Annotated in this window: 18 protein-coding genes; 6 read left to right on the top strand and 12 right to left on the bottom strand. The window is 50.0% G+C overall.

What is annotated here, in order from left to right:
* The 9 genes from NY07_RS12880 to rppH form a co-directional block, all read right to left on the bottom strand.
* Positions 1–438 carry a protein YgfX gene (locus NY07_RS12880; protein WP_033539775.1) on the bottom strand — a complete coding sequence of 146 codons (438 nt, stop codon included), beginning with the start codon at positions 436–438 and terminating at the stop codon, positions 1–3.
* Positions 419–658, bottom strand: a complete 240-nt coding sequence (locus NY07_RS12875; RefSeq protein WP_033539774.1) for an FAD assembly factor SdhE — start codon at positions 656–658, stop codon at positions 419–421. Before NY07_RS12875 ends, NY07_RS12880 begins: the two co-directional genes overlap by 20 nt.
* A gap of 77 nt (positions 659–735) precedes the next feature.
* Complete coding sequence (gene nhaR / locus NY07_RS12870) at positions 736–1644, bottom strand: transcriptional activator NhaR (protein ID WP_033539773.1); 909 nt, start codon at positions 1642–1644, stop codon at positions 736–738.
* Between the two features lie 22 nt (positions 1645–1666).
* On the bottom strand, positions 1667–2050 hold the full coding sequence (locus NY07_RS12865) for a hypothetical protein (protein ID WP_033539772.1): 384 nt from the start codon (positions 2048–2050) through the stop codon (positions 1667–1669).
* Complete coding sequence (gene nhaA, locus NY07_RS12860; protein WP_033539771.1) at positions 2047–3222, bottom strand: Na+/H+ antiporter NhaA; 1176 nt, start codon at positions 3220–3222, stop codon at positions 2047–2049. The genes NY07_RS12865 and nhaA overlap by 4 nt, the downstream gene beginning before the upstream one ends.
* Positions 3223–3530: 308 nt before the next feature.
* A complete protein-coding gene (locus NY07_RS12855) occupies positions 3531–4382 on the bottom strand; it encodes a thymidylate synthase (protein WP_033539770.1) in 852 nt (283 codons plus the stop codon).
* A gap of 76 nt (positions 4383–4458) precedes the next feature.
* Positions 4459–5253 (bottom strand): sulfite exporter TauE/SafE family protein, encoded by a 795-nt coding sequence (locus tag NY07_RS12850; protein WP_033539769.1) that lies wholly within the window; start codon positions 5251–5253, stop codon positions 4459–4461.
* A gap of 76 nt (positions 5254–5329) precedes the next feature.
* Positions 5330–7561 (bottom strand): phosphoenolpyruvate--protein phosphotransferase, encoded by a 2232-nt coding sequence (ptsP, locus tag NY07_RS12845; RefSeq protein WP_033539768.1) that lies wholly within the window; start codon positions 7559–7561, stop codon positions 5330–5332.
* Positions 7562–7583: 22 nt separating this feature from the next.
* Positions 7584–8108 (bottom strand): RNA pyrophosphohydrolase, encoded by a 525-nt coding sequence (rppH, locus tag NY07_RS12840; RefSeq protein ID WP_033539767.1) that lies wholly within the window; start codon positions 8106–8108, stop codon positions 7584–7586.
* 692 nt (positions 8109–8800) lie between these two features.
* On the opposite strand from rppH, the gene mutH reads away from it, so the two are divergent.
* A complete protein-coding gene (gene mutH, locus NY07_RS12835; RefSeq protein WP_033539766.1) occupies positions 8801–9478 on the top strand; it encodes a DNA mismatch repair endonuclease MutH in 678 nt (225 codons plus the stop codon).
* Between the two features lie 259 nt (positions 9479–9737).
* Positions 9738–10817, top strand: coding sequence for an adenylate/guanylate cyclase domain-containing protein (locus NY07_RS12830; RefSeq protein ID WP_033539765.1), 1080 nt, complete (start codon positions 9738–9740; stop codon positions 10815–10817).
* 366 nt (positions 10818–11183) lie between these two features.
* Here NY07_RS12830 and oxyR read toward each other — a convergent pair whose 3' ends face one another.
* From oxyR to NY07_RS12815, 3 genes are all read right to left on the bottom strand, one after another.
* Complete coding sequence (oxyR, locus tag NY07_RS12825) at positions 11184–12095, bottom strand: hydrogen peroxide-inducible genes transcriptional activator OxyR (protein WP_052125687.1); 912 nt, start codon at positions 12093–12095, stop codon at positions 11184–11186.
* A gap of 235 nt (positions 12096–12330) precedes the next feature.
* Positions 12331–12696, bottom strand: coding sequence for an Hpt domain-containing protein (locus NY07_RS12820; RefSeq protein WP_033539764.1), 366 nt, complete (start codon positions 12694–12696; stop codon positions 12331–12333).
* 199 nt (positions 12697–12895) lie between these two features.
* Positions 12896–13807 carry a TIGR01212 family radical SAM protein gene (locus tag NY07_RS12815; RefSeq protein ID WP_033539763.1) on the bottom strand — a complete coding sequence of 304 codons (912 nt, stop codon included), beginning with the start codon at positions 13805–13807 and terminating at the stop codon, positions 12896–12898.
* A 485-nt stretch (positions 13808–14292) separates the two neighbouring features.
* Here NY07_RS12815 and gltB point away from each other — a divergent pair, with 485 nt between their 5' ends.
* The 4 genes from gltB (at position 14293) to NY07_RS12795 (ending at position 21354) form a co-directional block, all read left to right on the top strand.
* Positions 14293–18741, top strand: a complete 4449-nt coding sequence (gltB, locus tag NY07_RS12810; RefSeq protein WP_033539762.1) for a glutamate synthase large subunit — start codon at positions 14293–14295, stop codon at positions 18739–18741.
* Positions 18742–18746: 5 nt separating this feature from the next.
* Positions 18747–20156 carry an FAD-dependent oxidoreductase gene (locus NY07_RS12805; protein WP_033539858.1) on the top strand — a complete coding sequence of 470 codons (1410 nt, stop codon included), beginning with the start codon at positions 18747–18749 and terminating at the stop codon, positions 20154–20156.
* 574 nt (positions 20157–20730) lie between these two features.
* Positions 20731–21015 (top strand): hypothetical protein, encoded by a 285-nt coding sequence (locus tag NY07_RS12800; protein ID WP_033539761.1) that lies wholly within the window; start codon positions 20731–20733, stop codon positions 21013–21015.
* 33 nt (positions 21016–21048) lie between these two features.
* Complete coding sequence (locus tag NY07_RS12795; RefSeq protein ID WP_140946926.1) at positions 21049–21354, top strand: hypothetical protein; 306 nt, start codon at positions 21049–21051, stop codon at positions 21352–21354.
* The last annotated feature ends 78 nt before the right edge of the window (positions 21355–21432 follow it).

The following is a 21432-nucleotide window of genomic DNA, read 5'->3' as shown; positions in this document are numbered from 1 at the left end:
TTAACCAAATCTGAGCAATAGACGACACAGGTGCCGATAGCCTGTGTCGTCAAACATATCCCGCCACAGAATCACTAAACGCTTATTGTCATCACTACAAAGCCAAAAAAGTACGGCAAAGGGACTCACCCACACCCGCCGATAATACAGAGCCACACAGTTTTCTGTTTGCGCAGCGCCTTGCGACTTTTCATCCAGCCCAATCTTACCGGACTCATCCAGCCAGAAGCCAAATGACCAGTGTTTGAGTATCCAAAATTGATAAACAAAGAAACCGACCACTGCCGATAGCAGGGCGTATTTGATGATAACAAACCAGAGAAGGGAAATTGGCGGCCAGACCAAGAATGAACTTAGACAAACGGCCGCAAAACATATCAGCGAGAGTCGCTGATCAAATGAAGCGACAAGGTGAAACTTATGGCGCCGCCCGGCCACGAACTTTTACGACCATATCGGCAAGCAGTGGATCGGGACACACTTCATGACCCATAAACCAGGCAAACAACTCGGGATCTTCACACTCTAACAAACGAACAAAAACAGCTTTGTCATCATTAGAAAGATGCTCATATTGCGTTTCAACAAAGGGTTGAAACAATACATCAAGCTCTAACATGCCGCGTCGGCACGCCCATCTCACTCTGGCAATGTTCATTGGCTCTGACACACAACTACTCCCTTATTTTTAATTGGCGATAGTGTACCAGTTAGGCTAACGGCTTCACACCGTTTTTATAAGCGTTCCACCTCAAGATCTTTACCGGCAAACAGATCACTAAAATCGGTTTCCAACAATGATTTCACCGCAGGATGCTGAATCATGCGCTCGGCAAACATTACATGATAAACCTCTTTAATATCATTAGTTTCCCCTAAAAGATGAATATCATGGGCGAGAATATCTTGCTTATAGATGGAGGGCGCCACAAAGATCCCCTTCTTAAAGAAACCGAAGGCTTTCATCATGGCAGCATCATCGAACTCTCCAAGAATGGTCACATCCAGGCCATTCTCATCAAACCAATGGTGCAGCTGCTGGCCAAGCGAAGTACGTTTGCCCGGGATCAGCAACTTGCCCTGCTCCAGACAAGCGGGAAAGGGTTGTTCATAGGTAGTCGATGAGAAAAATGCCACGCCGCACTCCCCGAGCTTCTTAGATAAGATCTCGGGATATTTGAGTGACTCGCCGGCACAGTCGGACAAGATCATATCCAGCTTGTGGGCTCTTAGGCGTTCCATCAGGCTCTCGTGAGTCGCCTCATAGCAAGCCAGGTGCATAGAGCCATCGCTGGGGACAACAGAAAGTAACACGCGGCTGGCCAACGCCTTGGACAAGGCATCGGCGATGCCTACCTCAAACAAGATGTTATTATCCTTTTGATAGTTAAGGATATCTAACATCTCATAACTCAGACTAAACATCTTGTCCGCATAACGGAATACCAGCTCACCCAGCTCAGTGGGCTCAAGGTTACGCCCTACCCGCTTAAATAGCGTGCCGTTGAGACGCTGCTCCAATACGCGGATCTGTCCAGTTACCGTCTGCGGGGTCAAACATAAGGTCTCGGCGGCCTTAGCCACCGAGCCTTTTTTGTGCACCATCCAAAAATAGTAGAGATGGTTGTAATTAAGATGGGACATCAAGGTTTGCGAATCTCCCGTCCTATTTCAGACGCTGGCAATCCATCAGGTCGTACATCACTTCGCTGAGGGAATCGACAGAATCGATTTTGCCCATCTCAAACGCCTCAGCGAGTCCCTGTACCAAGGTTTCTCTCTCTGGTAGACGGCTCTCGCAATAGGTACGGTTTGCTTCTTCGAAGCGTTTACCACTGCGATACTTAAGAGCGCGAGACTCATAACCATTACTCTCGACTCTTTTCCCCATAGCATTTGGCTTATACATCAGCGCACCGTCAACCACCCCTTCAAGGTAGTGCTGACAAGACTCGCTATTGATATCCTGATTACAGGCGGCCAGTTGGCTAGCCGAGGCGCCCCCAGCTAATCCTAACGAGAGCATGAGTGTCACGACGATTTTTTTCATGATTTTTCTCCTTTCTCTGGCAGCACTTTAGATAACCAAAAATACCCTATTGCCGCCGACGCGATAGATCCTGTCAATATGCCCAATCTTGCTAAATCGCCATAGGCTTCACCTTCACCGATAAAGGCCAGGGACGAGATAAACATCGACATGGTAAAACCGATACCACACATTACGGCTACGGGCGCAATATGACGCCAGCCCATACCATCTGGCAGTGCGGCAAGTTTGAGCTTCACGGCCACAAAACTAAATAGCAGTACTCCAAGCGGCTTACCGAGCAAGAGTCCCAAGGCGATCCCTACTGGTACAGGCGATAGCAGATCCCCTAAACTCATACCCGACAGATCCACGCCCGCATTGGCAAAGGCAAAGATAGGCAAGATCACAAAGGTACTCCAAGGGTGCAGACTATGCTCTAAATTTTCAGAGGGTGAGCTACCGTCTTTCGCCCGCAGTGGAATACAGAAAGCAATAATAACGCCCGCCAAAGTCGCATGGACCCCAGATTTGAGCACGGCGATCCACAGGATCAGGCCCACTACGCCATAAGGCGCCAGTGAGGTGACCCCCTTACGGTTGAGCCCAACCAGAATCACTATCGCCAGCGCTGCCACCACCAAGCTGATGGTCGACAAATCTGTGCTGTAGAACATGGCAATGATCACCACCACGCCTAAGTCATCGATAATGGCTAACGCAAGCAGAAAGACCTTAAGCGCTACCGGCACTCGGCTACCCAACAGGGCCATGATACCCAATGCAAAGGCAATATCTGTTGCAGCAGGAATCGCCCAGCCCACCTGAGTGATGGGGTCGGAATAGTTAAAGATGAGATAGATCGCCGCCGGAAAGATCATGCCACCGATGGCAGCAAAAGTGGGCAGAGACGCCTGCTCACGGCTCGACAATGCGCCTTCAAGCAGTTCACGCTTCACTTCCAAGCCGATCAGCATAAAGAACAGGGCCATCAAGCCATCATTAATCCAATGAATGAGAGTCTTATCGATATCTAGGCTACCGACTCTCACCTGCATTTCTGTATGCAAGAAACCCTGGTACAAACCAGACAAGGGAGAGTTGGCCATGATCATGGCTAGTAGCACTGCGGCCATCAAGAGGATGCCGCCAGCTGATTCTTGGCTTAGAAAATTTCTAATCGCCTTTTCCATAAATTAAACTCCAAAAAACACTTAATGGATCGAGTCTAGCGGAATGCAACCTAACTGAATAATCGTTTGCATCAGCATTAAACATCGGTAATTCCGAAGTATCAAGTGTAGACTCTCTATCGAGACTAATCAACGTGATGCAATTTGACAGCTTGTTTACCAAGCCTAAACCTTTATGTGACAACACATACAGGCATATACTCGATAAATAGAGGTTTTTTTATGCAGAATAAATTAATAAAGCTCCAGTGACGATAATCCGCCGCTGGAGCTTTACCTCAGAAATTCCTCAGTCTTATGACTGAAGGTTATACAGAGAAAGGGTACTGGATCGCGTCATGATGCTGGTAACCTGTTACTTCGAAATCATCCATAGTGACCCAGGTTTCAAGATCTTCGAGCGACTTGATATCAGGATTGATATGTAGCTGAGGCGATGGGAAGGGCTGACGCTTGAGCTGCACTTCTTGCATTAAAGGCAACTGATCTTCGTAAATATGAGCGTTGACTATCTTGTGGTAAGCCTTACCCGGTTTATGGCCAGTGATCTGAGCGACAATGGCCAACAGGGCAAACACCTGCACCTGATTAAAGTTAAGTCCAAGCGGGACATCGCATGAGCGCTGGAAACTATTGAGATAGAGAGTGTCACCTAGAAAGGAAAAGTTATGGGTGTGCATACAAGGGCGCAGACAGCCCATATGGAATTCGCCAGGATTATAAAAGCTTAAGATCTCGCCGCGATCATCTACTCCCCTGGAGAGGTTATCGATAATTTTTCGAAGCTGATCCACTGTGCCGCCATCAGGTTTCGCCCAAGCTCTGCCCTGAACACCATAGACCCGGCCCATATCATCATGACCTTTACGATGGGGATTGTTAAGCCAAGCGGCATTTTCGTTAGCGTTAGCATCCCAAGTCTTGGCACCTAACTTTCTAAAATCGGCGGCGTTGTCATAACCTCTGAGATAACCCAAAAGCTCAGCGATAGCCCCTTTCCAAAAGCTTTTGCGTGTGGTGATCAAGGGAAACTCATTACCGGCCACATTATATTCCAGATCGGCGTTAATCACGGTTAAGCAGCGCTTGCCCGTACGTTCGTTCTCGACCCAAACGCCCTCATTGATGATTCGCTCACATAACGCCAAATACTGTTTCATCTTGTCCTACTTTTTATTGTTACTTATAAGTGCGCGCAAGACGCCCACTGCTTGTTCATCCTTCCCCATTTGCCGATTAGGTCAGGGCTATCTTGATTCCCGTAAAGAATAACATGACGGCGAAGATCTTTTTCAGTCTTGCCGTCGGCCAAATACTGGCAGCTTTCGCCCCCAAGGGCGCCGTCAACATTGAGGTGCAGACTATGCCCAGCAAAGCCGGCAAATAGATATACCCTAAGGTGTACTCAGGCAGGCCTTGGGTCACCCAGCCAGCAAAGACATAACTCAGGCTACCAAACAACGCGATCATCAGACCTGTGACCGATGAAAAGCCGATAGCATGGCGCATCTGCACGCCAGCCCAAGTCAGGAAAGGGATCAACAAGATACCGCCACCAATTCCCATCAGCGCCGCAATAACTGCAATAATACAGGCCGCAAGGAATAAGTAGGGCGCAGGGGGTAAGGAGCGCTCTACCTCTGTAGCCTTAACGGGAAAAACCATCTGCACAGCCATAAGCACCAAGAAACCAGCAAATATCTGCTTAAGCAACTCGGCGGAAAAGAGTGAAGAGATAAAGCCTGCCGACAGAGCACCAATGATAAAACCCGGCAACATAATAGTCAGTAAATGCCAGGGAATATTACCACGGCTATGATGCGCCCTGGCTGAGGAAAGTGAGGTTAAAATAATCGCCGCCAGGGAGGTTGCTATCGCCACATGGGTCAGATGCTCCGGTACCACGCCCGCCTTAGGTAACAAAAACAGCAGTACAGGCACAGCGATCACACCGCCCCCTATGCCTAACAGACCTGCCATAAAGCCAATAAAGGCACCTAAAGCAATGCAGCTAACAACTATGGTGAACATGAAACCTCTATCGCGATGGCAAAATGAGGCATTAGCTTAATGGAAATAATGGCAGATTGAAATTACCCTAGCCCAGTTATAAGAACTCATCCAATTCGTTATCTTTAAGATATTGAGTCAATAGCTGCCTCACCTCGGCTCCATTGCTGAGCGATAGTGCCTCATTGAGGATGGCACTGAGATCGCTATAGGAGACTCTGCGGATCAAATAATTGATCTTGGCAAGGCTACCCTGGTTCATACTCAACTGGGTGTAGCCCATAGCCACGAGCAAAAGGACACCTATCGCCTCCCCCGCCAGCTCACCACAAACACTGATTGGCAGTCGATAGTGCTTACAGGCCAATCTCGCCTGCTTCAAGGCCCGTAAAATACCTGGATGGTAGCAATCGTAAAGGGTGCTGACTCTGGGGTTGTTACGGTCGACCGCCAGTAAATATTGTGTCAGGTCGTTGGATCCTACTGAGATAAAATCGACCCGTTTAGCTACCTCTTCCAGCTGGAACAAGAGCGCTGGCACTTCCAGCATGATCCCTAGCTTAGGTCGCTGTAGATCCGGATGAACATCTTGCTTCACCTCAAGATAGGCCTGCTCAAGATAGGCGATAGCCTGATCGATCTCATCGAGGCAACAAACCATTGGTAGCAAAATATGTAACTGATCGCGCCCACCGGATGCATTTAACATAGCTCTTAGTTGCACCAGGAAAAGCTCTGGATGATCTAGGCTTAGGCGTATTCCTCGCCATCCTAGGAAGGGATTCTCTTCGGTGATAGGCAGATAAGAAAGCGGCTTATCACCACCGACATCTAAGGTACGCATCACCACCGGTCGGCCAACCGCCGCATCTAATACCTGGCGATACACCTCGACCTGCTCAGCCTCACTGGGAAAGCGAGTCTGCAACATAAAGGGGATCTCGGTACGATACAGTCCAATACCATCGGCCCCTTCGGCTATTTCCGAAGCCAAGCTGCTCAACAGTCCGGCGTTAAGATAGAGATGAATACGACGCTCATCGAGAGTTGTAGCGGGTTGTGAAAGCTCAGCCGCATACCGCTTTTGCAACGCCTTCTCGGCCGAAATCAGACTGCGATATTCACTAATCAGAGTCGGCGTTGGCGAGATGAGCACCTGCCCCCGATTGGCGTTGAGAATTAACTGCTTACCATCAATACCCGCATTAAGGATCCCCTCCACCCCAATCACAGCTGGAACACCAAAGGCGCGCGCCAAAATCGCGGCATGGGAGTTTACGCCCCCCTGCTCAGTGACAATCCCTACGAGCTTATGCTGGGGAAACTCCGCCAACATGGTCGCCGTGGCCTCCTTAGTCACCAAGATCACCGGCACATCGAGTTCCAGCTGCATCTTTTGCGGCTCAATCAATTCACGCAGAACACGCTGACCTAAGTCTCGAATGTCGGTGGCGCGCTCTTGCATATAGGGGTCTTGCATCTTAAGGAAGTGGTCGATGTAGCGCAGCGACACACGGCTCACCGCAGAGATCGCCGTCCAGCCCGCTTGGATCTCCCGCACATACTCACCGCCTAAGCTGGTATCATCAAGCAGTAAAAGCAACGCCGAGAAGATAGATTGCACCTCTTTCTCATTCTCGCCATCGAAACGTTGCGACAGGGCACTTAGGGTATTGCGACAAGCATCTAACGCCTGACTCAATGCCTGTAGCTCAGTTTCGATATCCTGGGTCTGATGCAGCTGTTGATCTAAGGCGATTTCACCACCTAGCACCATAGCATGGGCAATCACCACGCCACTGGCCGCTGAAGTCCCGGTATAAAGACACTTATCTGGCGCCGATTTCACCTCGGCCTTCTTACGCTGCTCTCGTACGGCTACCGCTAATTGGGCAGCCAGGGTCATCAGGAAGGCTTCTTCGGCCTCACTAAACTGGCGGGCATCGGCCTGCTGCACAACCAGCACGCCTAAGATCAATTTTTGAAAGATGATGGGAACGGCGAGAAAGGCACGAAAATCTTCCTCGTCGACTTCGGTAAACAACTTGAATCTGGGGTGTTGCTGGGCATCAGCCAGGTTAACGGGTTCTTCGCGCTCGGCCACTAGTCCGACCAAGCCTTGGCTCATGGGCATCTTGACTCGGCCAACGGCCCTGGGGTCCAGACCATCGGTCGCAGAAAGCACCAACTCCTGCTCCTCTAAGATATAGATAGAGCAGCATTGGGTTTCCATTGCCGATTTAGTTTGGCTAACGAGTAGCGATAAGGCAGATTGAAGATCTTCGGCTGCGGCTACGGCCTGAGTAATATCCCTGAGCGTTTTTAACACAGCCTATCTCTCCATCTTAATCTTACCTGCGGCGACCTCGCCTTCTGCCACTATGGGTATTTTCCTGCGCCTGAAACGCTAACGTCGTCGGCGCAAACTCTTTCATCACCTTGCGGTAAACATCACGTTTAAAGGATACCACCTGCCTGACAGGATACCAGTAACTGACCCACCGCCAATCATCAAACTCAGGATGCCCCGTGGCCGCCAGATCGATAGCCGACTCCTGACTCTTTAATTGTAATAAAAACCACTTCTGCTTCTGTCCGATACATAAGGGTTTACTGTCTTGCCTAATTAACCGTTTTGGTAATCTATAACGCAACCAGGAACGAGTTGAGGTTAACACCTGTACATGCTCAGGCTTTAACCCAACCTCTTCATACAACTCCCGATACATGGCTTGTTCGGCACTTTCGCCTTCATCCACGCCACCTTGCGGAAATTGCCAGGAATGTTGACCAAAGCGTCTGGCCCACATCACCTGCCCAAAGCGATTACAGATAATGATGCCTACATTTGCACGAAAGCCGTCACTATCAATCACATGGACTCCAAATTGAAATATTCTAATGAATCGATTGTTTCACAAAGCGGCGTCGGCGGCAATTCCCCGTTAACAGATATTGATTGGATAAAAAACCAATTTTTTTGCTTTTATCAACAGACACTCTCGATATCAACCGAGGATATCCACAAAATCTGTGGATATCTCTGTTTGAAACTCAGTTAAAATTGTCAATTTAGCCTAAATGAAGATCAAAAGCCTTCATTTGAGCCTGACAAAATACAAAGCTAAAACACTGAATAAAAATAGAAAGTTTTTTAAAAACCATAGGATCATTTGTTCACAAACTGCGATCGCACAAAAAACACCCAAAGGGTGAATGGAATAAAAAGACACTTGCACTTATTTAAGGTTATTCACAGATAAAAGCAATTATGTGATATTGCGGCGCTAAACAGCCCGCTAAATCCCCTTGACATGAGCCTTTTTGTTCATCTTGCCGATCAACACTCACAGTTATCCAATAATTCTGTGGATAAGTATGTTGGAAAGAGTGGGGAAATCACGGAGTAACTCGATAAGCGACCAGAAGTTATCAAGATTAAATAAGAGTTAATAGTTAAATTTCATTAACTTAAGCAAAGCTTCAGCTGTGATTAACTCAGCCCAAAGATTTCGGGCAAATTTTAACCGTGATTGCTAAAGTGTATAACTCGGGTAGAATCCTTCCTATGAAAAGCAGATCCTTACCACCGGCCTCCATCGACGAACTCATGTCTCGGGCCCAAGATATGGCAGGCCTTACCTTAGGCCAACTGGCCGAGCTACACGCCATTGCTGTACCCGACAATCTCAAACGTGATAAAGGCTGGATAGGCCAACTCATTGAGCTTGAGCTGGGTGCCACCGCAGGCTCAAAACCTGAACAAGATTTCTTGCACCTGGGCGTAGAGCTCAAAACGATTCCTGTGGATGAGTCAGGTAAACCCCTTGAAACCACCTATGTCACTGTGGCACCACTTATCAACATCAGCGGCCTCAGATGGCAAGACAGTCTGGTCTTTCATAAGCTACAGCGGGTGCTGTGGATACCGGTAGAAGGAATTCGCCATAAAGCCGTAAGCGAAAGACGCATAGGTACGCCTATCCTCTGGACCCCCAGCGAAGAGGAGCTGTCACAGATCCGCCAGGACTGGGAGGAGATCATGGAGCTAATCGCGCTAGGCAAGGTAGAGCAGATCACAGCCCGCCACGGCGAAGTACTACAGCTAAGACCCAAGGGGGCTAACAGCCGAGCCCTCACTCAAAGTATCGCCAGTAATGGCCAAATAAAACTGACCAATCCCAGAGGCTTCTACCTCAAGATCCCTTTTACTCAGCAGATCCTTAACCGTTATATCTGTCCTTAATCAACGCCAAAACCGAGTGTGTTGATCCTCAAGTAGACTTATAAGCAATGGGCAGGCTGGCTAAATTTACATCAGTAAACGCTAAGAAAAAACAACAAACACGGTAACTTAACAATTTAGAAACATAAAATTGTCGCTTTTTTGGCACATCTAGACTTCATTTGACCTAGATCACAAATATCACTGGAAATTGTAGGGGTGTTTTCTATACACTAGCGCATCCTGAGATTTGTGTAGCAGTTAGGAATTATCTGTCACCGTGAGAGCACGCATTCAAGCAAAGAAGCTCATATTTGCCATTTTCGCTTGGGCTATCGCCATGGCGGCGTTCGTCTTTTTCCGCTATGCCCAAACACCAGAGCTACCGCAATGGGCGGTAGGGACTGCCGATCTCGCGACGCTGGCAATCTACATGGGGATCATCTTTGGTAGCCTGCATTGGATGTCGAATCTCATCGCAGACTATAGCGCCATCAACCGCCTGCCCTATCTGTTTTCGGTGATCTTTAAGGGACTCTTCCTTCTGCTTGGGGCCACAACGCTGGCCTATATGACCCAGTTCCTTAACATGTGGGCCATCGAAAACCATATGTCGACCCTCAGACAGATGCTGACCGCCCATATTCTATACAGTCCCGCATTTCAGGCACTTATCATCTATCTCGTCGCGGTACGTGTGGGTCTCGCCTTTATCGAGCAGATGGCACTGCTGGTCGGCCCTCGAATCTTGCTCAATATTGGCTTGGGGAAATATCACAGACCCAGATATGAGCAGCGTCTGTTTCTCTATCTGGACATGGTAGCCTCGACCACCCATGCCGAGTCTCTAGGAGATTACCGCTTCAGTCGTCTGATCCAGGACTGTTTTAGCCTACTGTCGGATACCGTGGTGAATAATGATGCCGAGATCTATCGCTACATGGGCGATGCTGTGTTGATACACTGGCCACTGGAAAACGGCATCATAGAAGATCGCAGCTTCAACATTTACTATGAGTTCAGTCAGCAACTCAACTGGCAGCGCAAGTATTTCGAAGAGCAGTATGGTTTTGTGCCTAAATTTAAGGCCGCAGCTCACTGTGGGCAAGTGGTCGCGGCAGTCGTGGGTGTGCAAAAGCAAGAGATTAGCTTCTTTAGCGACGTGCTCAACACCCTGGCAAGATTGCAAGATCAGTGTAACCCTATGGGTCAACGCATGTTGATCTCAGGCTCCTTGCAAGCCCTCATAGATACCAGTAAAAGTCATTACGACTTCGCCAATCTCGGGCCGATTAAGCTCAAGGGGAAACAACACTCTATCGAGGTATATGGCGTTTCCCCCAAGGGTAGCAATAATTAGGACCGATTTTCCTTTCAGATTTCATTTTTGTTCAATCTAAATCCGTTTTGCTCAAGGCATGAGTCTCGAAACATGAGTAATGATGCATATTGGTAATATGTGAATTGCAAGCACCTAAGAACGAGCAACTAAGAACGAGCACCTAAGAAATTGTCTGAAACGATCTCTAACAGCTTTGCAGGCCATTTCATAATCAACAGGGTGCGTTTAGAAGAATACCCTTGCGCAGTATTTATGGGGCAGCGCTTGTAGGCCTTTGCTACTGCATTATCGCCGGTTTATGTCGCTCACTACAGATCACCGACTCTGCTAAATACAAATCACCTACAAACTTTCGCAAAAACAAACAACAAAGATCAACAGCCCTTAGCTTTCCGCCTGCTCCAACAAACTTTGAATCGCCTTGCCCAAGGTTCTAAAGGTCATGATACGGCTGGAAGTCTGACGCCACACTAAACCTATGTCTCGATAGGGCGCCTCACCAGGTGGGGTCAATGCAATCAGATCTGTGTCGTTCAAAATCCCTGCATCTATCGCCATCTGTGGCAAAAAAGTGGTGCCTAACTTGCTGTTTACCATCTGCACTAAGGTATGCAGACTCGTAGCGGCAAAGGGGTTGATCTTATCACTGTCGGCCAGACGACAGGCACTGATGGCATGGCCAGTAATACAGTGCTCAGATTGCAGCAGGAAAATACTCTCATCGGGCAGCGCTTTATAATCGATCGGCTGTTGTACCTCGCTGCTCAGCTCCTTATGCATCACCAGTTTAAAGGGATCTATGCCCACTTTCATGCTGTGGTATCCGCTGGTATCGACCGGTAACGCTAACAGTAAAAGATCCAGCTCGCCCTTCCCTAGCGCATCAAGTAACCGCTCTGTGGTATCTTCTTTTAAAAACAGGGTCAGCTCTGGATATTCCTGCTGACAATGTTTCACCACCCGGCTTAGCAGAAACGGCGCTATGGTAGGGATGCAGCCCAGACGAATGTCACCTGTCATGGGTTGCCCCTGGTGCTTGACCAGCTCCACCAGATCATCGACATCGGTCAGTAGCTTGCGTGAACGCTGAACCACCTCTTCGCCAATGGCGGTAAAGATAAAAGATTTATGATCCCGCTCGATCAATTGATGGCCGAGTTGCTCTTCCAGATTTTGAATGCCACTCGACAGGGTAGACTGGCTGACATGGCACAGCTTGGCCGCGCGATTAAAATTCTGTTCCTGATAAAGATTCACCAGGTAGTAAAGGTTCTTTAGACTTGGCAGATGTTTCATAAAATCGATTACCAGCTTCCATTTACATTCAAATACTCTATCTAACTCTAGCACAAGCACCATTAGGATTAACCCACTCTTGTGCCAGAAGTGTGAAGCGCTACCCAAAAGCGGCTAATTAACGCACAAACTAAAACGCCCCCGATGATCACTCATCAGGGGCGTTGGTAAACTCAGTAGCTTAAGCTTAGCGCTTAGGCTTAGGGCTTAGGGCTTAGGGCTTAGGGCTTAGGGCTTAGGCTTTCGACTCTAAGTAAGCCTTAAGCTCAGCCAAGTCGTTGCTAGCATTATCGACAATCACCTGTAACCAATTAGCGTGCTCGGCCGCCCACTCTGGCGCTTCGCCATGTTGTAATAACTGAGCATACTGCTGGATACGCTTTAAGCCAACAGAACCGGCTGCGCCCTTAAATTTGTGCGCTTCAGAACATAAGGTATCTTTGTCTTGTGCTTCTTTAGCATTCACCAGGTTGCCAACATACTCAGGCATCAACTGCTCAAACAAGACAACACTCTTAAGCAAGGTGCCTGCACCAATAGCGCTGCAGTACTGCTCAAGGGTATTGAGATCCAATATTGATTCTAACTCGGCTGTTGCCATATTAAGGCACCTCTCGAAAAAATGCTGACGGGACAAGAATAAAATTTACCCCATAATAGCGCCTAGAATGGTGGACGCAACTAATTGAAGCATATGCAAGTTAAATAGGCTCTTATTTAACCTTTCATTAACCACATATTAAATTAGTTGCCCAATTATTCACTTTTTTAGCCCCTAAATTGAAAATTGATTACTTAGCCTATCGGGTCAAATAATGCCCTTGTCCCCCGAGAGATTCGAGGTTCTTCACTATCGCGACTAACCCTTCCCAGCGATAGGCGCACCAATCGGGTGCCAACAAGATAGGCTTCTTAGCATAAGCAGTAACACGATGAAAAATCACCTCTTTAGGCGTATGGCGTATCAACTCTCCGACACTGTCGGCATAGGCTTGCTGGGACAATAATGTCATTCGCCCGGCGCGCCAAGCCTTAGCCATGGTGCTGCCTTCGACGATATGTAGTGGATGAATTTTTAATCCATCGACACCCGCGGCAAGTACCGCTTGGTGGCTGGCTAAAAAATCCTCATGTGTTTCACCGGGTAGCCCTAAAATAAGGTGGGTACAGACCTTTAACCCCGCCTTTCTTGCCCGCGTCACTGTGTCTCGATACTCCTCAAACCCATGACCACGGTTGATTCGCTTAAGCGTCTCTAGATTGGCGCTTTGCAACCCAAGTTCCAGCCAGACCTCAAGGCCGCGCGCCTGATAGCCCGCCAGTAACTCAATCACTTCATCACTGACGCAGTCGGGGCGCGTACCGACACACAAGCCGACAATATCTTTATCGGCCACCGCCTCATCATAGCGCTGCTTAAGCAATCGATACTCATCATAGGTACTGGTATAAGCCTGAAAGTAAGCGATAAACTTTGTGGTCTTGCCTTGAGCACGCTCGCGCCCCTTCGCCAGTTGCACCGCAATGGAGTCGACAGTGCCATGCTCATGACTAAAGGAGGCCACGTTACAGAAGGTACAGCCACCTCGCCCCAGACTGCCGTCTCGGTTTGGACAGGTAAATTTAGCATCTAAGGTCAGCTTCTTTAGGCGCTGGCCATATTTGGCTTTGCAATGCAGACCAAAGGTATTGACGTGACTATCCAGTCCCACGGGGTTCTCTCTCGAAAAATAAAAGGCAGGGATTGTAACTGGCCCTAAAAATGAGTTCTTGGCGCTACATCAATGTTTAGCCCCTTAACCCGTGCCCCACATCACAAACTGAAGCTAAACTTAGCCCCGCTGCACACTCTGACTAATACATTGGTCTTAGATTTGTTAAAAAATTCACTGTATCTGCAATAAAAATCATTTTTTTAGATTAAAAGACAATAACCCCATTTGTTACATTTTGGTAAAAGACTTTTGAGGCTCAAATCAAAATTCTTTTTATTCATAATGTTATAGCGAACCAAAAACAGTTTACGTTAACGTAAGGTTAAATTTGAAAGCGTATAAAACACGCCTTACCAGTCACATTTTATGCATAAATTTGAATTGACCTTTTGCTGGGCAAAAGTTAATTTGGATGGTTCGGGTGCACATCAATCGCATGAATTTCCCCGACGAAGTATTGGTTAGTATTAGGGAGTTTTTATATGAGCTTGTATCACCCCAGTTTTGAACGGGATAACTGTGGTTTTGGCTTAATCGCCCAAATGGATGGCGAAGCCAGCCATAGAATTGTACGTACTGCCATTCATGGCCTGGATCGCATGAAACACCGTGGTGGTATTGCTGCCGATGGCCGTACCGGCGATGGTTGCGGCCTGCTTATGCAACTCCCCATTAAATTCTTCGAAGCCGTCGCCAATGAAAACGACTGGCACCTGAGCCGCAAGTTTGCCGTGGGCATGCTGTTTTTAAGCCAAGATGAGGCGGTAGCAGACTATACCAAGCGCACCCTTGAGCGTGAGTTAGAAAAAGAAACCTTAAGCGTAGCCGGTTGGCGTGAAGTCCCGGTTAATCCTGAGGTGCTTGGCCCTATCGGTCAGGCCAGCCAACCTAAGATCTGGCAAGTATTGATTAATGCCCCTATCGGTTGGCGAGAGAAAGATCTCGAGCGTCGCCTCTATATGGCGCGTCGCCGTCTCGAACAACAGATGACAGACTGTAAAGACTTCTATGTCGCCAGTCTCTCCGGCCAGGTGATCGTCTATAAAGGGCTAATGATGCCCGCCGATCTGCCAGCCTTCTATCCGGATCTGGCCGATATTCGCCTACAAAGCTCAATCTGCTTATTCCACCAGCGTTTCTCAACCAACACTTCGCCCAAGTGGCCTTTGGCGCAGCCGTTTCGCTATCTCGCCCACAACGGTGAGATCAACACTATCACGGGCAACCGCCAGTGGGCCCGCGCACGTGCCTACAAGTTTAATGCGCCGCTACTACCGGATCTGCAGCAAGCCGCTCCCTTTGTGAATGAAAGCGGTTCTGACTCCTCATCGCTGGATAACATGCTGGAGATGCTGCTTGCCGGCGGTATGGATCTGTACCGCGCCATGCGTTTGCTTATTCCGCCTGCATGGCAGAGTAACCCAGAGATGGATGATGAGTTAAAGGCCTTCTACGACTTCAACTCCATGCATATGGAGCCTTGGGATGGTCCAGCGGGGATCGTGATGACCAATGGTCGCCATGTGGCCTGCGCGGTGGACCGTAATGGCCTGCGTCCGTCACGCTATGTGATCACCAAAGACAGAATCCTGACCCTGGCATCAGAGATCGGCATCTGGGACTATGGACCGGACGAGGTACTCGAAAAAGGCCGTGTTGGCCCAGGTGAGCTATTGGTGCTCGACACCCTTAACGGTCAGCTCTACTCCTCGTTCGAGATTGATAACGATCTTAAACGCCGCCACCCTTATAAAGAGTGGATGGCCAAGAACAGTCAAACCCTGATCCCCGCCGAGCAGATGCCTGGCGAGGCCCAGGGCGTATGCGAGTTCTCTGCTGACACCTTAGTGCAATACCAGAAGCAATTTGGCTACTCTCGCGAAGAGTTAGAGCAAGTGATCTGGGTGCTGGCCGAGAAAGGCGAAGAAGCCACAGGATCCATGGGCGACGATACGCCTATGGCGGTGCTGTCGAAAAAGTCTCGTACTCTGTACGACTACTTCCGCCAGAAATTCGCTCAGGTAACCAACCCTCCTATCGATCCCCTACGGGAGAAACATGTGATGTCGCTGGCCACCTGTGTCGGCCGCGAACAGAACCTGTTTAATGAAACCACGGGCCACGCCTACCGCGTGATGTTTAACTCGCCAATCCTGCTCTACAGCGATTTCAATCAACTGCTGGCGCTGGATTCGACCTACTACCGCGCTAATACGGTGGATCTCAATTACGATCTCAGCGAAGGACTAGAGGCGGCGATTCGCCGCGTCTGCGACGAGGCCGAGCGCCTGGCGCGCACTGGTACCACTCTGCTGATCCTGTCCGACCGAGCCACCGACAAGCGCAAGCAAGTGATCCCCGCCGCCATGGCCGTGGGCGCCGTGCAGCAGGTGCTGGTCGACAAGAGCCTAAGATGTGACACCAACATCATAGTCGAGACCGCCTCGGCCAGAGACCCGCACCACTTCGCCGTGCTGCTGGGCTTTGGTGCTACCGCCATCTACCCTTACCTGGCCTACGAGAGTATCTCTGCGCTGGCCAGCCGTCATGGCGTACGCGAAACCCAGCAGCTGATGCTCAACTTCCGTCAGGGCATCGACAAAGGGCTGCGTAAGATCATGTCCAAGATGGGGATCAGTACCGTTGCCTCTTACCGCTGTAGCCAGCAGTTTGAAGCCATCGGCCTCTCATCAGATGTGGTCGAACTCTGCTTCAAGGGTGTGGTCAGCCGCATCGAGGGCGCTAACTTTGCCCTGCTGGAGAAAGATCAACAGGCGCTACAGAAGCTGGCCTTCCAAGCCCATCAACCGCTACCTCAAGGCGGTCTGCTGAAGTATGTTGAAGGCGGTGAGTACCACTGCTTCAACCCGGATGTGGTTAACACCCTGCAGCAGAGCCTACGAGACCAGGACTATGGCATCTACAAGCGCTTCACCGAGTTGGTGGACGACAGACCCGTGGCAACTCTGAGGGATCTCTTCACCGTTAAGGCTGACAATAAGGCTGCCGAACTCGATAAGGTCGAAGCCGCCGAGACCCTTTACCCAAGATTTGACAGCGCCGCCATGAGTATCGGCGCCCTCAGCCCTGAGGCTCACGAGGCGCTGGCTGTTGCCATGAACCGCCTCGGCGGGCGCTCAAACTCGGGCGAAGGCGGGGAAGATCCGCGTCGCTTTAATTCTGAGCGTAATTCGGCCATCAAGCAGATCGCCTCGGGCCGCTTCGGCGTCACGGCGCACTATCTGGTGAACGCCGAGGTACTGCAGATCAAGGTCGCCCAAGGCGCTAAGCCCGGTGAAGGCGGTCAGCTGCCTGGCGACAAGGTGAGCGTAGAGATCGCCGCGCTGCGTAACGCACGCCCAGGCGTCACCCTGATCTCACCGCCGCCGCACCATGATATCTACTCTATCGAAGACTTGGCTCAGCTGATCTTCGACCTTAAGCAGATCAATCCTAAGGCGATGATCTCGGTCAAGCTGGTATCTGAGCCCGGCGTGGGCACCATTGCCACCGGCGTGGCCAAGGCCTATGCCGACATGATCACCATCTCAGGTTACGACGGCGGTACGGGCGCTAGCCCTATCACCTCGGTGAAATATGCCGGCAGCCCGTGGGAGCTGGGTCTGGCCGAAGTACACCAATCACTGGTGGCTAACGGACTGCGCCATAAGATCCGCCTGCAGGTGGACGGTGGTCTTAAGACTGGCACCGACGTGATCAAGGCGGCCCTGCTAGGCGCCGAGAGCTTCGGCTTCGGTACCGTGCCTATGATCGCCCTTGGCTGTAAATACCTGCGTATCTGTCACCTCAACAACTGCGCTACAGGTGTCGCGACCCAGAACAAGCAACTCAGAGACAATCACTACCACGGCCTGCCCGAGCGCGTGATGACCTACTTCGAGTTTATGGCCCGCGAGATCCGTGAGTGGATGGCGGCATTGGGCGTCACCGAGTTTGAACAACTGGTCGGTCGCAGCGACTGGCTCTCGGCCTTAGAAGGCACTACAGATAAACAGCAGAAGCTGGATCTGTCGGCCATTCTCTATAAGCCAGAAGTACCAGAAGGCTGCGCCCTCACCTGGCGTGAGACCAACCCAACCGATGACAAGGGCGAGCTTAACCAGAAAATTCTAAGTCATTGTCAGCAGGCAGTAGATCAGGGCGAAGCCTTAGAGGCACGCTTTGAGATCAACAATACAGACCGCTCAGTGGGCGCAGCCCTGTCTGGCTATATCGCCACCAAGGTTGGCCGCCAGGGTGCCAAGGCACCGATACAGCTTAACTTTAGCGGCAGCGCAGGTCAGAGCTTTGGCGTGTGGAATGCACCAGGCCTGTCCCTGAACCTCTGCGGCGATGCCAACGATTATGTGGGTAAAGGCATGTCGGGCGGCAAGATCACCCTCTATCCGCCAGTGGGCAGCATGTTCCAGAGCGAGAAGAGCGTGATCCTGGGCAACACCTGCCTTTACGGCGCCAGCGGCGGCAAGCTGTTTGCTGCCGGTCAGGCAGGCGAACGTTTCGCCGTGCGTAACTCAGGCGCCATCGCCGTGGTCGAAGGACTGGGCGATAACGGCTGTGAGTATATGACTGGCGGCATCGTCGTAGTGCTGGGCAAGACAGGCGTTAACTTCGGCGCAGGTATGACAGGCGGCTTCGCCTATGTATTCGACCGCTTCGGCCACTTCAACCGCCGTCTCAATACTGAGATGGTGGATATGCAGAAGGTGACGGCGCCGATACAGCAACAGCACCTAAAAGGATTGATTGAAGAGCATGTAGCCGAGACCGGCAGTGAGCACGCCAAGATGTTGTTAAACGATTTTGAAAACTGGATCGATTGTTTCGTCCTGATCAAGCCTAAGAATGTGGCGCTCGATGATCTCTTGCGTCTGGAACAATCTGAACCTGCATTAGCAGTGGTAGCGGGGTAATGGCCATGAGTAACGATTTTCAATTTATTGAAGTAGGCCGTAAGGATCCGACCAAACACGACGCCAAGAAACGCGCAACGCAGTTTATCGAGATCTATCAGCCCTTTGCACAGCCTCAAGTGAAAGAGCAGGCTGACCGATGCCTAGACTGTGGTAACCCCTACTGTGAGTGGAAATGTCCGCTGCACAACTATATTCCCAACTGGCTGCAACTGGCCAAACAGGGACGCATTCTCGAGGCGGCTGAGTTGGTCCATGAGACCAACACACTGCCGGAGATCTGTGGCCGCGTCTGTCCTCAGGACAGACTGTGTGAAGGTGCCTGTACCCTCAACGACGAGTTTGGCGCCGTCACCATAGGTAACGTAGAGAAATACATTACCGACACCGCTATCGCTCAGGGCTGGCGCCCAGATATGAGCAAGGTGGTTGAGCGTAAGGAGCGCGTCGCCATCATAGGCGCGGGCCCGGCTGGCCTTGGCTGCGCCGATATCCTCGCCCGCAACGGCGTCAAGGCGGTGGTGTTCGACAAGCATCCTCAGATAGGCGGCCTGCTCACCTATGGTATTCCCGCCTTCAAGCTGGATAAATCTGTTATGGCGACCCGCCGCACCGTCCTCGAAGGGATGGGGATAGAGTTCAGACTCGGCGTTACCGTAGGCGAGGATATCGGCTTCGATACCCTGCTGGACGAATATGATGCCGTCTTCCTCGGCATGGGCACCTACACCCCGATGAAGGCCGGTCTGGAAAACGAAGATGCCCAGGGCGTCTACCAGGCCCTGCCCTATCTGATTGGCAACACCCACAACGTCATGGGCACCACAGACGATGAAGCCCCTTATCTGAGCCTGGCCGGTCAGAAGGTGGTGGTACTCGGTGGTGGCGACACCGCCATGGACTGTGTACGCACAGCCGTTAGGCAAGGCGCCAGCGAGGTGACCTGTGTCTATCGCCGCGACGAGGCCAACATGCCAGGTTCGCGCCGCGAGGTGCAAAATGCTCGTGAAGAGGGGGTCAACTTCCTGTTTAACCGCCAGCCGACGGCTATCAAGACTCATGATGGTGTGGTCAGCGGTATCGAATGTGTCGAGACAGCCCTGGGTGAGCCTGACGAGTCGGGGCGTCGTCGCCCTGAGCCGATTGCAGGCAGCGAGCAGCTCATCGAGGCTGATGCCATCATCATCGCCTTCGGCTTCCAGCCGAGCCCAGCCAAGTGGTTTGCCGACTATGGTATTGAGCTGGATCAGTGGGAGCGCGTGGTCGCCCCTAAGGTCGCCGACAATCCGTTCCAGACCAGCAACCCTAAGGTGTTCGCCGGTGGCGACATGGTGCGCGGCTCAGATCTTGTGGTCACAGCCATCGCCGAAGGCCGTGATGCAGCATTAGGGATCTTAAACACCTTCGAAGCTTAGGTTCGTTAACTTGAGAATCTAAACTTCAACCGTTTGGCTTGTGATTGGCGCTTTAACTTTGAGTGAGAGTTAAAGCGCTTTTTTCGCCTGGGGAAAACCAGGCTGGTTTTTTGGTGGTTTAACTTTTGACCTTGTTGGGGGTTGAGCGAGTTTGTTTGAAAGTCGCACTTTCATTGATGCTTATAGCCTGCGGCTCGCTTATGTGCAGATACATCTGCTACACGCCGTGAATCCATCCGTGGAGGCTCGACGATGGCATCCCTGCCATCGACGTCCGCAGATGCATCTACACCCGGTATCTAACGTCTCTTCGATTTGACGACATTTTTAATACTCTAAAAACCAGCCTTTTCCGTTTTGGATAACGCGGAAGGTCTCACCCTTTCTTAAAACAAATGGAAGTCTGGTTTCGTTTTGAGGCTACTCACTTTCTCCTTGTTATGTAATGCTGTTATTGATACAAATTTCAGATAGTTAAAAAAATTTGTCGCGATGTACATTAGTTGGAAGCGATTTACATAAGCGGCATTCTCGCTAATAAGCATTAAACCGTACATGTATTCGGAGATATCCTTTGTTTTATGAAAAGATAGGTGGCTTTGAAATTAGAGCTTTTTTTGACAAAGAACAACGCAAGCTCATCAATAAAGTTACTTACCGTAGAAAGCTTCTTCCAACGCAGATTTTAGATGACAGACTTTCTCAAAGTTACATTGGCTACACTTTGATTCTTGCTGATCTTAAAAATGTCGTAGCTTGGGGTAATATTGCTCTTGGAATATTAGAACAAAATAACGTAACTTCTGAGCAGCGCACAATTTTAAATAGCCTTTTGGTATCAATCGTTACGACGTACTAGAAATGTTTTGCTGACACGAAAGGGCGACATGGAGTGCGTTTGCATGTTAACCAGATCCAAAATGAGTATAAATACATTCACCATGAAATCAGAAGAATCCGCCATAACTACGCTGCTCACAGTGGTGAGGACCCTTTTGAAAGTGGTTATGTTTTATATGTTGAAGATATTGTGGGCAAAAACAGATTTGAGCCATTTACAATCCCTATCCATCGCCGTGCAAATTATGGCGATAAAAAATTGACTAGCAATATCATAAAGCTGAGCGAAAGTTTGATAGAAAATATCAACCGGAAGCAAGAAAAACTATTGGATAGGATCAAGGAAAGTACGGTTTAACAAACTGTTCACCGCGGCATTCGTAAATCCATTCACATCAGATGTCAGCAGAGCCCTGTAGGATCCCCTCATAATTCA

It is taken from the genome of Shewanella sp. ECSMB14101 (assembly GCF_000773485.1).
GTDB classification, from domain to species: Bacteria; Pseudomonadota; Gammaproteobacteria; order Enterobacterales; family Shewanellaceae; genus Shewanella; species Shewanella marisflavi.
This window is presented reverse-complemented; position numbering and strand designations above follow the sequence as displayed.

Bases quoted from the DNA above. Each gene is read 5' to 3' on its own strand.
- NY07_RS12875 (WP_033539774.1), bottom strand. From the start codon at position 658: ATGAACATTGCCAGAGTGAGATGGGCGTGCCGACGCGGCATGTTAGAG.
- nhaR (WP_033539773.1), bottom strand. From the start codon at position 1,644: ATGTCCCATCTTAATTACAACCATCTCTACTATTTTTGGATGGTGCAC.
- NY07_RS12865 (WP_033539772.1), bottom strand. From the start codon at position 2,050: ATGAAAAAAATCGTCGTGACACTCATGCTCTCGTTAGGATTAGCTGGG.
- nhaA (WP_033539771.1), bottom strand. From the start codon at position 3,222: ATGGAAAAGGCGATTAGAAATTTTCTAAGCCAAGAATCAGCTGGCGGC.
- NY07_RS12855 (WP_033539770.1), bottom strand. From the start codon at position 4,382: ATGAAACAGTATTTGGCGTTATGTGAGCGAATCATCAATGAGGGCGTT.
- NY07_RS12850 (WP_033539769.1), bottom strand. From the start codon at position 5,253: ATGTTCACCATAGTTGTTAGCTGCATTGCTTTAGGTGCCTTTATTGGC.
- mutH (WP_033539766.1), top strand. From the start codon at position 8,801: ATGAAAAGCAGATCCTTACCACCGGCCTCCATCGACGAACTCATGTCT.
- oxyR (WP_052125687.1), bottom strand. From the start codon at position 12,095: ATGAAACATCTGCCAAGTCTAAAGAACCTTTACTACCTGGTGAATCTT.
- NY07_RS12820 (WP_033539764.1), bottom strand. From the start codon at position 12,696: ATGGCAACAGCCGAGTTAGAATCAATATTGGATCTCAATACCCTTGAG.
- gltB (WP_033539762.1), top strand. From the start codon at position 14,293: ATGAGCTTGTATCACCCCAGTTTTGAACGGGATAACTGTGGTTTTGGC.
- NY07_RS12805 (WP_033539858.1), top strand. From the start codon at position 18,747: ATGAGTAACGATTTTCAATTTATTGAAGTAGGCCGTAAGGATCCGACC.